Below are 13,340 nucleotides of genomic sequence, written 5' to 3' on the forward strand. Positions count from 1 at the left end.
GTGTCCGAGCCGATGATCGCCGCGCCGCAGGCCATCGCCTCGAGCAGCGACCAGCTCAGCACGAACGGGTAGGTGAGGTACACGTGCGCCGCCGACACCTGCAGCACCTTCAGGTACTGGGCGCGCGGCAGCTTGCCGGTGAAGTGCGTGCGGGCAGGATCGAGCTTCACTTCCTGCAGCATCTTCTCGCGCCAGTTCGTCGCATCGCGCACGCGCTTGCCGTAGCTCACGCCGTCGGCGCCGACGATGATCGCGTGGCACTGCCTGTTCTGCTTCTGCAGCCGCTCCAATGCGCGCATGAAGACATGGAAGCCACGGTAGGGCTCGAGGTTGCGCGCCACGTAGGTGATGACCGGGTCGCCGGCCTTCAGCACGGCGCCGCTGCGCGTGCGAACCGTGGCCTGCGCATCGGGCGCCAGGCTGTCGGTGTCGATGCCTTCGTGCTGCACGCCGATCTTCGGCAGGAAGATCTCCGGGTGGCGGCTGCGCTGCCAGTGCGTCGGGCTGACCGCGGCATCGCAGTTGGTCAGGTTCAGCGTGTGCAGCGCGTTCCAGGTGCGGATGCGTGCGCGGTCGTCGAAGCTGATCGGAAACTCCGGGTCGAAGCCCAGGTCCTGGCCGTCGGCGTTGTAGTACCACTCGCACAGGTGGATCAGGCGCGCGTCGGGGAACACGTCCTTCGCATACAGCGTCTCGCCCCAGCCCGGGTGCGCGAGGATCACGTCGGGCCGGAAGCCCTGATCGCGCAGCTTCAGCATCGCACGCGCCGCCGCCTGGCCGTGCAGCGTGGCCGATTCCATCTGCCGCAGGTAGCCGTGCTGCTGCGCATGCGGTGCGCGCGCCAGCTTGTAGTGCAGCAGGCCGTCGAAGCCGGGCAGCCCCGGCGCCGTCTCGCGGCCGAGCGCACGCACCTCCCAACCCGGGCGACAGGCCCACGCCGTGACGAGCTGGCCGAACTGGCCAGGGAAGTTCTGATGGATCACCAGCAGGCGCATCTCAACCTGCGCCGCCTCTGAATGAGCCACCCACCGTGGCCGTGGCCTGGCCTCGGGGCCGACGACTTCCGTCACGCACTTTTCCTGCTCCCTGTGAACCGGTTCAGTCTAGCCACGGCACGCGCAGTCGCAATGCCCCTCCGAAGGGGGAAGCCACATCACGGCCCAGGTCCACCCTGCTCCTCCGCCTTCGATGGCCGAAGCCGCTTCGAGGCGAAATCCCACATGCGCTCCTCCACCTTCGGGCATCGCGGCCCAAACATCCTTGCCCATGCCCAAGGATCCAGGAACTCCCGGGTGCGCCCTTCCCTGGTGTCCACGAGATACCCTCTTCGTTCCGCGACGACCTCCTGGGTTCGCAGATCGATGGCCTTCAGCGCACCTCCGGCAATCCAGTGCTCGCGATCGTCGGGTGTGGAGATGTCCTCCCACGTCAAGCCATAGCGGGCCGTGAACGCAGCGATGGCTGTGCGCTCCACCTTGAACTCGTAGATCGCCGGGCCGGGATCCCTGCCACCGCTGCTCGTCCTGTACCACTCTCTTTCAGCCGGGGTTCGCTTTCTCACCAGCGCGAGGGTCGCCGTGTATCGATACCGCTTTCCGTCGCGCGGATCCACGGTCTCGACGAAGCGGTAGCCGCTCGCGTATTGCCTTGCCTCCGGCCGATCGAGCCCGGCGCCGCTCGTCGCACGCAGAAGAATCCTGATGCAGTCGTCCCCGCTGCAATCCCTGCCATAGGGATCGTCCAACGCGAACTGATCGGCACCCACGTTGACCGGACGCCACGTCATCCAGACGATTCCGTCGACATCCTCGACGACGCGGTAAACCTGGTCTCCAGCGGTCCTGCAGCGCCTCTGGAAATGCGCCATGGCGGCTGCGCGTCTCGCGCTCTGCTGGTCGAGCCAATGATTGCGCTCGACGACATGCGTCGCCACGGGATACGCGAATGCGGCCATGACCCCGGCGGCGCAGCCCCACTTCATCCAGCGGCGCTTCGGCAACCAGTACACGACGGTCGCGACGGCCAGTGCCAGGATCCAGTACAGCGGCCCGAGGACTTTGAGGGTGACGCCGAACGATGTCGCGTCGAATGGCGTTTCGGGATTCATCTTCGAACCCTCGCGTCGTCATCTGCCGCGAGACTCGCCCGGCTCGACGGGTGTGGGCTCGACCAGCTCATCGTCAGCCTGCCGGCACAGGCCCAGGCGACAGGCACACAGCCCGCAATCGCAGTTCACGTCGACCACCTGCATCGCCGGCCTGCAGTCGTGCGCGGCAGCCGCCACGCTCACACGGCTTCGGCACGAAGGGCAGCACTTCCGGTTCAAGCCCAGGTAGGCGCCCTGCAGGTGCGAGCGGGCCAGGCTGAAGGCCAGGCCCTTGGCCTGCAGGTAGACGCGCTCGGCGCGTCGTTCGGCACACCACGCAACAGCGTCCATCACGAACGTCATCGCACACACCACGACCAGGGCAACCAACAACGACAGCGCCGCGGCGACCTGTGTCCAGTTCTCCATACCGTCTCCTTTTCGACACCGGGTTGCACTGCTCGATGGCGTCAATCGGACCAGTCTAGAAATCAACTGTGCAGAATGTTTGCACGCGGTATGCATGGCCTCTTCACAGCCACATCCCTGTTGTCGTCGGGTCTACCCGCGGCAAGGCAAACTGCACGCCCCCGTTGATGGAGATTCGAATGGAACATCGCAGACTCGGCTCGAGCGGCTTCAAGGTCCCCGTCCTCAGCCTCGGCACCGGCACCTTCGGCGGCGGCGGCGAGTTCTTCGGCGCCTGGGGCAAGACCGATGCCGACGGCGCACGCCGCCTGCTCGACATCTGCCTCGAGGCCGGCCTGAACATGTTCGACAGCGCCGACGTGTACTCCGCCGGCGCGGCCGAACAGGTGCTCGGCCAGGCGATCGCCGGCCGACGCGACAAGGTGATCGTCTCGACGAAGGCAACCTTCCGCCTCGGCAGCGGGCCGAACGATGTCGGCTCGTCGCGCCACCACCTGCTCGATGCGGTGCACGCATCGCTGAAGCGGCTCGGCACTGACTACATCGACCTGTTCCAGCTGCACGGCTTCGATGCGCAGACGCCGGTCGAAGAGACGCTGCGCACGCTCGATGACCTGGTGCGCGCCGGCAAGATCCGCTACCTCGGCGTGTCGAACTTCTCCGGCTGGCACCTGATGAAGTCTCTCGCCGCATCGGAGCGCCTGGGCATCTCGCGCTACGTCGCGCACCAGGCCTACTACTCGCTGATCGGCCGCGACTACGAATGGGAGCTGATGCCGCTGGCGCTCGACCAGGGTGTCGGCGCGGTCGTGTGGAGCCCGCTCGGCTGGGGCCGCCTCACCGGCAAGATCCGCCGCGGCACCGGGCTGCCGGCACAGAGCCGCCTGCACAAGACCGCAGAGTTCGGCCCGCCGGTGCCCGACGAGCAGCTGTTCCGCGTGATGGATGCGATCGACGCCGTCGCGAAGGAAACCGGCAAGAGCGTGCCGCAGATCGCACTGAATTGGCTGCTGCAGCGGCCCACGGTCGCGAACGTGATCATCGGCGCGCGCGACGAGGCCCAGCTGCGCGACAACCTCGGCGCGATCGGCTGGTCGCTGAGCGCGTCGCAGATGAAGCAGCTCGACGAGGCCAGCGCGGTGACCCGGCCGTACCCGTACTGGCACCAGGCGCCGTTCGAACGCAACCCGCTGCCGGTGTGAGGAGACGAACATGGCTGCGCGATACCAGGGCGTGTTCCCGGTGGTGCCCACCACCTTCACCGACAGCGGCGAGCTCGACCTGCCGAGCCAGAAACGCTGCGTCGATTTCATGATCGATGCCGGCTCGACCGGGCTGTGCATCCTCGCGAACTTCTCCGAGCAGTTCGTCATCGCCGATGCCGAGCGCGAGTTGCTGACGACCACCATCCTCGAGCACGTGGCCGGCCGCGTGCCGGTGATCGTGACGACCACGCACTTCAGCACGCGGCTGTGCATCGAGCGCAGCGTGCGTGCGCAGCAGCAGGGCGCGGCGATGGTGATGGCGATGCCGCCCTACCACGGCGCGACGCTGCGCGTGCCCGAGGGCCAGAGCATCGAGTTCTTCTCGCGGCTGTCCGAGGCGCTGGCGATTCCGATCATGGTGCAGGACGCTCCCGTCAGCGGCACCACGCTGAGCGCGGCCACGCTGGCGCGCATCGCACGCGAGACGGCGAACGTGCGCTACTTCAAGATCGAAGTGCCGCAGGCGGCAGCCAAACTGCGTGACCTGATCGCGCTGGGCGGCGATGCGATCGAGGGCCCGTGGGACGGCGAGGAAGCGATCACGCTGCTGGCCGACCTGGATGCCGGCGCGACCGGCGCGATGACCGGCGGCGGCTTCCCCGACGGCATCCGGCAGATCGTCGATGCGTACGCGGCAGGGAATCGCGAGGCAGCCGTCGCGGCCTATGCGCGCTGGTTGCCGCTGATCAACTTCGAGAACCGCCAGGGCGGCTTCCTGAGCGCGAAGGCGCTGATGAAGGAGGGCGGCGTCATCGCGTGCGATGCGCCGCGCCACCCCTGGCCGCCGATGCACCCGGCCACGCGCGCCGGGCTGCTCGATGCGGCGCGGCGGCTGGATCCGCTGGTGCTGCGCTGGGGCAGATGATCCGTTCGGCCACCCGGGCGAACAGCTTTTTCCCGTTCGGGCTGAGCCTGTCGAAGCCCTGGTGGCAAGCGCCTCAGCGCTTCAACGGCCGCGTCGATTCCCGCGTCACGAGCAGCGGCGGCGGCAGCGCGCCGTCCGGCACCTCGCCGCGCAGCATCGCCAGCACGGCCTGCGCGCCAAGCTCGCCGAGCTGGTACACCGGCTGGCGGATCGTGGTCAGCGGCGGGATCGAATACTGCGAGCCCGGCAGGTCGTCGAAGCCGACCACCGACACGTCGTCGGGCACGCGCAGGTTGCGCCGGTACAGGCCGAGCGCCGCGCCATACGCCGTCTGGTCGTTGGCCGCGAAGATCGCGCTGAAGTCGGTGCGCGACTCCATCAGGTGGCTGATCGCCTTCAGCCCGCCCGCCTCGCTGAAATCGCCCTGCACCACCAGGGCAGGGTCGTACGCGATGCCGGCCTCCTTCAGCGCACGGCGGTAGCCTTCCTTGCGCTCGCGCGCATCGGCATGGTCGCGCGGGCCGAGGATGTGCACGATGCGCCGGTGGCCCAGCTCGATCAGGTGCCGCGTCGCCATGCGCGCGCCTTCGACGTTCGCGAAGTTCAGGCTGAACAGGCCGGGGCCCGAGAGCTTGCGCCCGGTCACCACCGTCGGCACGCGCCGCGCCACCTCCATCAGCGTCTCGTCCGGCAGCCGGCCGGTGAAGACGATCATGCCGTCGACGCGCCGCGACAGCAGCAGGTCGATGCACTTCTTCTCGTCGACCACCGTCCAGTGGCCGCTCGCGAACAGCGGCATGTAGCCGGCCGCGCCCAGCACCGCCTCGATGCCGCGCAGGCCTTCGCCGTAGAACGGGCTGTCGATCGACTGCGTGACCACGCCGATGCTCAGCGTGCGCCCGCCGGCCAGGCCGCGCGCCACCGGGTTCGGCATGAAGCCCAGTTGCGCGATCGCGGCATCGACCGCCTGCTGCTTGGCCGGGCTCACCTTCGCGCTGCCGTTCAGGATGCGCGAGACCGTGCTCGACGACACGCCCGCCAGCTCGGCCACCATCTGCAGCGTCACCGCCGTGTCGGTGACGGGGGCCACCGCGGGCGCCGCCGACGCAGCGGCACGCTTGCGCACCGGCTTGGGGGGTGGGGTCTTGCTGACCTTCTTGGAGACCGCCTTCATGCGTGGCCGTACTGCTGTGAGTGAGTCGAAAAGTGTACGTTCATGCATCCATCCCTGGCGGCGTTGAAACACCCCCGAAGGAGCGTATCGGCACCCACGCAACATGAGGGAAAACCATGGCTCGCAACTTGCATACAAGATCGCATTCACTGATTTGTGGAGCCCGATCCCATGTCCCTCGAGCCCCGGACCTTGCGTGAACTGCAGCAGGCGCTGCGCGAAGGCACCCTGACGGTGCGCCGCCTGATGGAGCGCGTGCTGCACGAGCGTGCACGGCATGCGGCCTCGGCCTGGATCGCGCTGCGGCCCGAGGAGGAACTGCTGGCCGAGGCCGAGGCCTGCGATGCCCGCGCGCGCGGCGAAGGCGCGGCGCTGTGGGAGCGGCGGCCTCTCTTCGGCCTGCCGTTCGCGGTGAAGGACAACATCGACGTGGCCGGGCTGCCGACCACCGCCGCCTGCCCGGGCTTCGCAAGCGGCCCGGCCGCGCAGCATGCGACCGCGGTGCAACGCCTCGTGGATGCCGGCGCGATTCCCGTCGGCAAGACCAACCTCGACCAGTTCGCGACCGGCCTGGTCGGCACACGATCGCCGTACGGCGCGGTGCCGAACCCGTTCGATGCAGCCCATGTGAGCGGCGGTTCCAGTTCCGGCTCGGCCTACGTGGTCGCGACCGGCCAGGTGCCGTTCGCGCTCGGCACCGACACGGCGGGCTCGGGCCGGGTGCCGGCCGGCTTCTGCCACATCAGCGGGTTGAAACCGACCAAGGGCTGGGTGCCGTCGACCGGCGTGGTGCCGGCCTGCCGCAGCCTCGACTGCATCTCGGTGTTCGCGCTGACGCCGGAAGACGCGTGGGCGGTTGCGAGCCAGGCCGCCGGGCCGGACCCGCAGGATCCGTTCAGCCGCACGGCGTTGCCACCGCGGCTGCGGCTGGACGCGTTGCCGGACCTCGCGGTCGGCGTGCCCGACACGCTGGAGTTCTTCGGCGATGCGCAGGCGCGCGACGCCTTCGAGGCCGCGCTGGCGCATCTGCGCGAACGCGGCTGCAAGCTGGTGCCGGTGCCGTTCGAGCCGCTCGCGCGCGTCGCGGCGCTGCTGTACCAGGGGCCGTGGGTGGCCGAACGCTATGCAGCGGTCGGCGCCTTCCTCGACGGCCACCCGCCCGGTGCCGACCCCATCGTCGCGGCGATCGTGCGCAGCGGCCGCGCGCCGGCCGCGCACGAGCTGTTCGAAGCGCAGTACGCGCTGGCCGCGGCGCAGCGGCAGGCGGCGGCGATGTGGGCGCAGGTGGCCGTGCTGGTGGTGCCGAGCGCGCCGACGCACCCGACGCTGGCCGCGCTGCAGGCCGATCCGTTCGAGCCGAACCGCCGCCTCGGCCACTACACGAACTTCGTCAACCTGCTCGACATGGCGGCCCATGCGCTGCCCGGCCCGATGCGCGGCGACGGCCTGCCGGCCGGCGTGACGCTGATCGGCCCGGCGTTCAGCGATTTCGCGCTGGCCGGCCTCGCGGCCACGCTCGCCCGCGTGTTCGAGCCGACCGCCGGCGTGATGCGCCAGCCGATCGGCGCCGCGCCGGTGCTGGCCGCCCCCGCGCCGGCGCAGCCGCTGCGGCTGGTCGTCGTCGGCGCGCACATGAGCGGGCTCGCGCTGAACTGGCAGCTGACCGAACGCGCCGGCCGGCTGCTGCGGCGCACCCGCACCGCGCCGGCGTACCGGCTGCATTCGCTGACCGGCCACGCGCCGACGCGACCCGCACTGGTGCATGTCGGCCCCGAGGCGGGTCGCGCGATCGACGTGGAGGTGTGGGAGATCGACGCGGCGCACGGCGGCAGCTTCCTGCAGATGGTCGGCCCGCCGCTCGCGCTCGGCACGGTGGAACTGGGCGACGGCACGCAGGAGCGCGGCTTCGTCTGCGAGCCGCGCGGCGTGGCAGCAGGCGGCAGCGCGCTGGACATCACCGCATACGGCGGCTGGCGCGGCTTCCTGGCTTCACTCGGCTGAGCACGGTCCTTGCAGCACTCCCGCGCAAGGAGGTCTCCCGCCATGACCGACACCGCCCCATCCGACATCGTCGATTTCGTGCGCGCCAGCGCACAGCTGCTCGAGCTGCCGCTGGACGACGCGCAGGTCGCGCGCGTCGCGATGCACCTGGCCCGCACGCGCACTATGGTGGCGCCGCTGCGGCTGCTGCCGCTCGGCGCCGAGCTGGAGCCGGCCGAGGTCTACTGCCCGGCGCCGTTTCCCGCCGAGGATCCTGCATGACCGCGCGGCAGGTCACGCATGCGGGTGGCATGACGACCGGCATGTCGATCGTGCGCGCGGTGCGCAGCGGCGAGATGCTGGCCGAGGAGGCGCTCGAGCACAGCATCGCGCGCATCGAGGTCTGCGATGCACGCGTCAACGCGTTCACCGACGGCACCTTCGAGCGCGCGGTGCGCGAGGCCCGTGCGGTCGATGCGATGCGCGCGCGCGGCGAGGTGCTGCCGGCGCTGGCCGGGCTGCCGTATGCGGTGAAGAACCTGTTCGACATCGAGGGCCTGACCACGCGCGCCGGCAGCAAGGTGCGCCAGGGCGAGCCGCCGGCCGCGGCCGACGCGGTGCTGGTCGAGCGCATGCGCGCAGCCGGCGCGGTGCTGGTCGGCGCGCTGAACATGGACGAGTTCGCCTACGGCTTCACCACCGAGAACAGCCACTACGGCCCGAGCCGCAACCCGCGCGACCTGACGCGCACGGCCGGCGGATCATCCGGCGGCTGCGGTGCCGCGGTCGCGGCCGGCCAGGTGCCGGTGACGCTCGGCTCCGACACCAACGGCTCGATCCGCGTTCCGGCGTCGCTGTGCGGCGTGTGGGGGCTGAAGCCGACCTTCGGGCGGCTGTCGCGGCGCGGCAGCTTCCCGTTCGTCGCGAGCCTCGACCACCTGGGGCCGTTCGCGCGCAGCGTCGAAGACCTGGCCGCCACCTACGACGCGATGCAGGGCCCGGACCCGCTGGACCCCGGCTGCCGTGCCGAGCGCGTGCAACCGGCGCTGGAGCACATCGGCCACCCGATCGCCGGCCTGCGCATCGGCGTGCTGGACGGCTACTTCGAGGAACACGCCGGGCCGGCGGCGCAGCGGGCCGTCGCGATCGCGGCCGAGGTGCTGCACGCGACCCACCGCGTGCAGTGGCCCGATGCCGCGCTCGCGCGCGCCGCCGCCTTCGTCACCAGCGCGGCCGAGGGCGGCGCGCTGCACCTGCCGACGCTGCGCGAACGCGCCGCCGACTACGAGCCGCTGTCGGTCGACCGCTTCATCGCCGGCGCGTTGCAGCCAGCCGAGTGGTACGTGCGGGCGCAGCGCTTTCGCCGGCTGTACCGCGACCGCGTCAACGCGCTGTTCGCCGACTGGGACGTGCTGCTCGCGCCCGCGACCCCGGTGCAGGCCACGTCGCTCGGCGCCGAGAGCTTCGAGCTGAACGGCAGCGCGCTGCCGACCCGCCCGTCGATGGGCCTGCTGACGCAGCCGGTGTCGTTCGCCGGCTGCCCGGTGGTGGCCGCGCCGCTGTGGCCGCACGGGATGCAGAAGCTGCCGATCGGCGTGCAGGTGATCGCGGCCCCCTGGCGCGAGGACCTGGCGCTGCGCGTGGCGCGCGTGCTGGAAGCCAGTGGCGCGGCCGCGTCGCCGGTGGCGGGGATCTGAGGCCCGGGCCGATGGAGATCAACCGCCCCGACGTGCTGGCCGCACTCACCGCGGCGTTCGAGCGCTATGAGCGTGCGCTGGTCGGCAACGACGTGGCGGTGCTCGACGAGCTGTTCTGGGACAGCCCGCATACGCTGCGCTACGGCGTCGGCGAGAACCTGTACGGCATCGAGGCGATCCGCGCCTTCCGCTCGGCCCGGCCCGCCACGGGCCTCGCGCGCAGCGTGCTGCGCACGCAGCTCACGACCTACGGCGAGGATTTCGCGACCACGCACATCGAGTTCCAGCGCGAGGGCGGCACGCGGCCCGGCCGGCAGACGCAGACCTGGATGCGCACCCCCGCCGGCTGGCGGGTGGTGTCGGCCCATGTAAGCTTGCTCGGATGAAACCGCTGGCCACGAAGAACAACCCGCGCGCCAACCCCCGCGACCTGACCCGCGCCGAGGCGGCCTACCGCCGGATCAAGGCGGCCATCTTCGATTTCGTGCTGCTGCCCGGCGACGGCTTCACCGAGAGCGACATGGCCGAGCGGCTGGAGATGTCGCGCACGCCGGTGCGCGAGGCGCTGTTCCGGCTCGAGCTCGAAGGCTATGTGCAGGTGGCGTTCCGCAGCGGCTGGAGCGTGTCGCCGTTCGATTTCCGCAAGCTGGAGGAGCTGTACGACCTGCGCGTGGTGCTCGAGGCCACCGCGGTCGACCGGCTGTGCGCGGCCGAGCCGATGCCCGACCTGGGGCTGCTGAAGGCGGTCTGGCTGGTGCCCGAGAAGGAGCGCAAGTCCGACACCGCCGAGGTCGCCGCGCTCGACGAGGCCTTCCATGCGACGCTGGTGTCGGCCGCCGGCAACCTGGAGATGGCGCGCGTGCATGCCGACGTGACCGACGGCATCCGCATCGTGCGCCGCCTTGATTTCACGCAACCGCCGCGCATCAGCGCCACCTACGAAGAACACGCGAAGATCCTGAAGGCGATCCTGGCGCGGCGGGCGGACGCGGCCAAGCTGATGCTGCGCACCCACATCGAGGCCAGCAAGGCGGAGGTGCGCAAGATCACGCTGCACAAGCTGCACAGCGCGCGGCCGGTGGCCGGAGAATTGTGAGGCGCCGTTCGGACTGAGCCTGTCGAAGGCCCCGTCACCCACTGCCGTTATGCTTGTCGGCCCCAAAACCCACGCCCACGAAGCGAAGGTATGCCCATGTGGCTGAAAACGTTGTGGAGCCTGCTGCTCGCCGTCCCGCTGTTCGCCGCCGCCGCGCCCCCGGCCGCCCCGCTGGCCACGCTGACCATCGTCGACGGCGAGGCCGTGCTGGTCCGTGAGGCCGCGCGCTACGCCCCGGCCGAAGGCGTGCGCCTGCTGCGCGAGGACATCGTCGAGACCGGCACCCAGGGCCGATTGCTGCGCATCGAGTTCCCCGACGGCCTGGTCGCCGACCTCGGCCCCGCCACCCGGCTGCAGATCGCACCGAAGCTCGCGGGCCGCGCCCCGGGCCGCTTCTACCTGCTGCAGGGCTGGGTCAAGGTGACGGCGCCGGCGTCGCTCGCGAGCCCCGTCTTCAACACCCCGCTGTTCGACGCGACCGCGATCGCGCAGCGCGCCGTCGTGCTGGTGCAGCCGCAGGACGCCAACGTGTTCGCCGAGGCCGGCGAGGTCGCGCTCACCGAGCTGCTCGACGGCCGGCCGCTCGGCAACGTCACGCTGAAGGGCGAGCAGTTCCTGACCCGTGCCGGGGCGGCCCGCGCGAGCGTCGCGCCGCGCCCCACCGCGGCCTTCATCCAGCGCGTGCCCAAGGATTTCCTCGACACGCTGCCGTCGCGGCTCGAGCGCTTCAAGACGCGCGAGGTCGAGCCGGCACGGCTGTCGGGCATCGCCTACGACGACGTGGCGGCCTGGATCGACGCCGAGGCCGGCCTGCGCGCGGGCTTCGTGCTGCGCTGGAAAGGCGAGGCCCGCAACGCGGATTTCCGGCGCGGCCTGGTCGGCACGCTGCGCGCCCACCCGGAGTGGGACCGCACGCTGTTCCCGGAAAAATACCTGCCCAGGAAGGTCGAAACCCGACCATGACGCCGGTTTTTGCGTCTGCCAATGCGTCCGTTCAGTCATCCCTCACGTAAGTCCCGGCACCACCCCCAAGAGGCCCCATGAAGCTGCTGCTCAAATTCAACCTGGTGTTCCTGATCGTGTTCGCGCTCGGCCTGGGGGCCGCGGGCTACATCGCCCGCGCGCTGCTGCAGCAGAACGCCCACGACGAAGTGCTGGACCGCGCGCGGCTGCTGATGGAGAACGCGCTGGCCGTGAGCTCCTACACCGCGACGCAGATCGCGCCGCTGCTGGAGACGCAGATGAAGTACACCTTCCTGCCGCAGTCGGTGCCGGCCTACTCGTCGACCGAGGTGCTGAACACGCTGCGCAAGGATCACCCGGAGTACGCCTACAAGCCGGCGATGCTGAACCCGACCAACCCGCGCGACCGCGCGCAGGACTGGGAGGAAGACGTGATCCAGCAGTTCCGCCAGAACCCCGAGCGCACCGAGTTCGTCGGCCAGCGCGTGACGCCGTCGGGCCCGGTCACCTACATCGCCCGGCCGATCAAGCTGTCGAACCCGGTGTGCCTGCGCTGCCACAGCACGGTCGAGGCGGCGCCGAAGCCGATGGTCGACAAGTACGGCCCGGCCAACGGCTTCGGCTGGACCATGACCGAGGTGCTGGGCGCGCAGGTCGTCTCGGTGCCGATGTCGGTGCCGCTGGAGCGCGCGGACCGCGCCTTCCGCGTCGTGATGGCGTTGCTGGCCGGCGTGTTCCTGCTGATCGTGCTGGCGTTGAACCTGATGCTGTGGCAGCTCGTGATCCGGCCGGTGAGCCGGCTGTCGACGCTGTCCGACCGGGTCAGCCTGGGCGAGCTCGACGCGCCGGAGTTCAACACGAAATCGCGTGACGAAATCGGCGTTCTGGCCGAATCCTTCGCGCGCATGCGCAAGAGCCTGGTTCACGCGCTCAAACTCCTCGAGTGAAATCGCGCGTGCACTCCGCCCATGAAGCACCCTGAGCAACTCGGCAAGTACCCGATCACCGGCGTGATCGGCGAAGGCGCCATGGGCGTGGTGTACAAGGCGTTCGATCCGATCATCCAGCGGCCGGTGGCGATCAAGACGATCCGCAAGCACCTGGTCGGCGAAGACCTGTCGGGGTCGTCGACCGCGGAGCGCTTTCGCAACGAGGCGCAGGCGGTCGGGCGCATGTCGCACCCGAACATCGTGCCGATCTACGAGTACGGCGAAGACGACGACACCGCGTTCATCGCGATGGAGTACGTCGAGGGCCGCACGCTGTCGAAGATCCTCGCGGCCACGCCGCGCCTGCCCGAGGTCGACATCCTGAAGCTGATGGACCAGCTGCTCGACGCGCTCGACTGYGCGCACCGCCACGGCGTGTGGCACCGCGACATCAAGCCGGCCAACCTGATGGTGACGAATGCCGGCCAGCTGAAGGTGACCGACTTCGGCATCGCGCGCATCGAATCGCAGGTGCTGACGCAGATGACCTCGACGATCGGCACGCCCGGCTACATGGCGCCGGAGCAGTACGTCGGCGAGAACGTGGACCACCGGGTCGACGTGTTCGCGGCCGGCGTGTTGCTGTACGGGATGCTGGTCGGCCAGTCGCCGTTCCGCGGCTCGCCCGAGGCGGTGATGTACAAGGTGATGAACGACACGCCGACGCCGCCGAGCCGCATCGACATCGCACCGCGGCCCGACTTCTACGACAGCATCGTCGCGCGCGCGATGGCGAAGAAGCCGCAGGAGCGCTTCGCGACCGCGGCGCTGTTCCGCCAGGCGCTCGCCCGGCGCG

The 13,340-nt window shown here is 70.2% G+C and carries 14 protein-coding genes; 10 read left to right on the top strand and 4 right to left on the bottom strand.

What is annotated here, in order from left to right:
• The 3 genes from AC1D1T_RS22945 to AC1D1T_RS22955 all read right to left on the bottom strand — a co-directional run.
• The coding region (locus AC1D1T_RS22945; RefSeq protein WP_477992542.1) for a glycosyltransferase at positions 1–995 on the bottom strand (995 nt) is incomplete at its 3' end.
• A 158-nt stretch (positions 996–1,153) separates the two neighbouring features.
• On the bottom strand, positions 1,154–2,107 hold the full coding sequence (locus AC1D1T_RS22950; protein WP_477826245.1) for a hypothetical protein: 954 nt from the start codon (positions 2,105–2,107) through the stop codon (positions 1,154–1,156).
• Between the two features lie 18 nt (positions 2,108–2,125).
• The gene (locus AC1D1T_RS22955; protein WP_477826244.1) at positions 2,126–2,515 is read right to left on the bottom strand and encodes a hypothetical protein; all 390 of its coding nucleotides are present in this window, start codon (positions 2,513–2,515) and stop codon (positions 2,126–2,128) included.
• Positions 2,516–2,694: 179 nt separating this feature from the next.
• On the opposite strand from AC1D1T_RS22955, the gene AC1D1T_RS22960 reads away from it, so the two are divergent.
• Both AC1D1T_RS22960 and AC1D1T_RS22965 read left to right on the top strand, forming a co-directional pair.
• Positions 2,695–3,717: an aldo/keto reductase gene (locus AC1D1T_RS22960; protein ID WP_465111011.1), complete on the top strand. Its 1,023-nt coding sequence runs from the start codon at positions 2,695–2,697 to the stop codon at positions 3,715–3,717.
• Between the two features lie 10 nt (positions 3,718–3,727).
• The gene (locus AC1D1T_RS22965; RefSeq protein ID WP_477826243.1) at positions 3,728–4,645 is read left to right on the top strand and encodes a dihydrodipicolinate synthase family protein; all 918 of its coding nucleotides are present in this window, start codon (positions 3,728–3,730) and stop codon (positions 4,643–4,645) included.
• Between the two features lie 73 nt (positions 4,646–4,718).
• Here AC1D1T_RS22965 and AC1D1T_RS22970 read toward each other — a convergent pair whose 3' ends face one another.
• Positions 4,719–5,819, bottom strand: coding sequence for a LacI family DNA-binding transcriptional regulator (locus AC1D1T_RS22970; RefSeq protein ID WP_082004092.1), 1,101 nt, complete (start codon positions 5,817–5,819; stop codon positions 4,719–4,721).
• A 171-nt stretch (positions 5,820–5,990) separates the two neighbouring features.
• On the opposite strand from AC1D1T_RS22970, the gene atzF reads away from it, so the two are divergent.
• The 8 genes from atzF to AC1D1T_RS23010 form a co-directional block, all read left to right on the top strand.
• Complete coding sequence (gene atzF / locus AC1D1T_RS22975; RefSeq protein WP_477992543.1) at positions 5,991–7,820, top strand: allophanate hydrolase; 1,830 nt, start codon at positions 5,991–5,993, stop codon at positions 7,818–7,820.
• Positions 7,821–7,862: 42 nt separating this feature from the next.
• Positions 7,863–8,081, top strand: a complete 219-nt coding sequence (locus AC1D1T_RS22980) for a DUF4089 domain-containing protein (protein ID WP_047500395.1) — start codon at positions 7,863–7,865, stop codon at positions 8,079–8,081.
• The gene (locus AC1D1T_RS22985) at positions 8,078–9,496 is read left to right on the top strand and encodes an AtzE family amidohydrolase (protein WP_477992544.1); all 1,419 of its coding nucleotides are present in this window, start codon (positions 8,078–8,080) and stop codon (positions 9,494–9,496) included. Before AC1D1T_RS22980 ends, AC1D1T_RS22985 begins: the two co-directional genes overlap by 4 nt.
• Before the next feature lie 11 nt (positions 9,497–9,507).
• Positions 9,508–9,882 (top strand): oxalurate catabolism protein HpxZ, encoded by a 375-nt coding sequence (hpxZ, locus tag AC1D1T_RS22990; RefSeq protein WP_465111003.1) that lies wholly within the window; start codon positions 9,508–9,510, stop codon positions 9,880–9,882.
• A complete protein-coding gene (locus AC1D1T_RS22995; RefSeq protein WP_465111002.1) occupies positions 9,879–10,592 on the top strand; it encodes a GntR family transcriptional regulator in 714 nt (237 codons plus the stop codon). Before hpxZ ends, AC1D1T_RS22995 begins: the two co-directional genes overlap by 4 nt.
• A 96-nt stretch (positions 10,593–10,688) precedes the next feature.
• Positions 10,689–11,555: a FecR family protein gene (locus AC1D1T_RS23000; protein ID WP_047500389.1), complete on the top strand. Its 867-nt coding sequence runs from the start codon at positions 10,689–10,691 to the stop codon at positions 11,553–11,555.
• A gap of 77 nt (positions 11,556–11,632) precedes the next feature.
• Complete coding sequence (locus tag AC1D1T_RS23005; RefSeq protein ID WP_465111000.1) at positions 11,633–12,502, top strand: Tll0287-like domain-containing protein; 870 nt, start codon at positions 11,633–11,635, stop codon at positions 12,500–12,502.
• Positions 12,503–12,523: 21 nt separating this feature from the next.
• A partial coding sequence (locus AC1D1T_RS23010) for a serine/threonine-protein kinase (RefSeq protein WP_477992545.1) occupies positions 12,524–13,340 on the top strand: 817 nt, incomplete at its 3' end.

This window comes from Rhizobacter sp. P2_H3 (genome assembly GCF_056403355.1).

Coding starts and splice junctions, on each gene's coding strand:
- AC1D1T_RS22950 (WP_477826245.1), bottom strand. CDS start 2,107: ATGAATCCCGAAACGCCATTCGACGCGACATCGTTCGGCGTCACCCTC.
- AC1D1T_RS22955 (WP_477826244.1), bottom strand. CDS start 2,515: ATGGAGAACTGGACACAGGTCGCCGCGGCGCTGTCGTTGTTGGTTGCC.
- AC1D1T_RS22960 (WP_465111011.1), top strand. CDS start 2,695: ATGGAACATCGCAGACTCGGCTCGAGCGGCTTCAAGGTCCCCGTCCTC.
- AC1D1T_RS22965 (WP_477826243.1), top strand. CDS start 3,728: ATGGCTGCGCGATACCAGGGCGTGTTCCCGGTGGTGCCCACCACCTTC.
- AC1D1T_RS22970 (WP_082004092.1), bottom strand. CDS start 5,819: ATGAAGGCGGTCTCCAAGAAGGTCAGCAAGACCCCACCCCCCAAGCCG.
- atzF (WP_477992543.1), top strand. CDS start 5,991: ATGTCCCTCGAGCCCCGGACCTTGCGTGAACTGCAGCAGGCGCTGCGC.
- AC1D1T_RS22980 (WP_047500395.1), top strand. CDS start 7,863: ATGACCGACACCGCCCCATCCGACATCGTCGATTTCGTGCGCGCCAGC.
- AC1D1T_RS22985 (WP_477992544.1), top strand. CDS start 8,078: ATGACCGCGCGGCAGGTCACGCATGCGGGTGGCATGACGACCGGCATG.
- hpxZ (WP_465111003.1), top strand. CDS start 9,508: ATGGAGATCAACCGCCCCGACGTGCTGGCCGCACTCACCGCGGCGTTC.
- AC1D1T_RS22995 (WP_465111002.1), top strand. CDS start 9,879: ATGAAACCGCTGGCCACGAAGAACAACCCGCGCGCCAACCCCCGCGAC.
- AC1D1T_RS23000 (WP_047500389.1), top strand. CDS start 10,689: ATGTGGCTGAAAACGTTGTGGAGCCTGCTGCTCGCCGTCCCGCTGTTC.
- AC1D1T_RS23005 (WP_465111000.1), top strand. CDS start 11,633: ATGAAGCTGCTGCTCAAATTCAACCTGGTGTTCCTGATCGTGTTCGCG.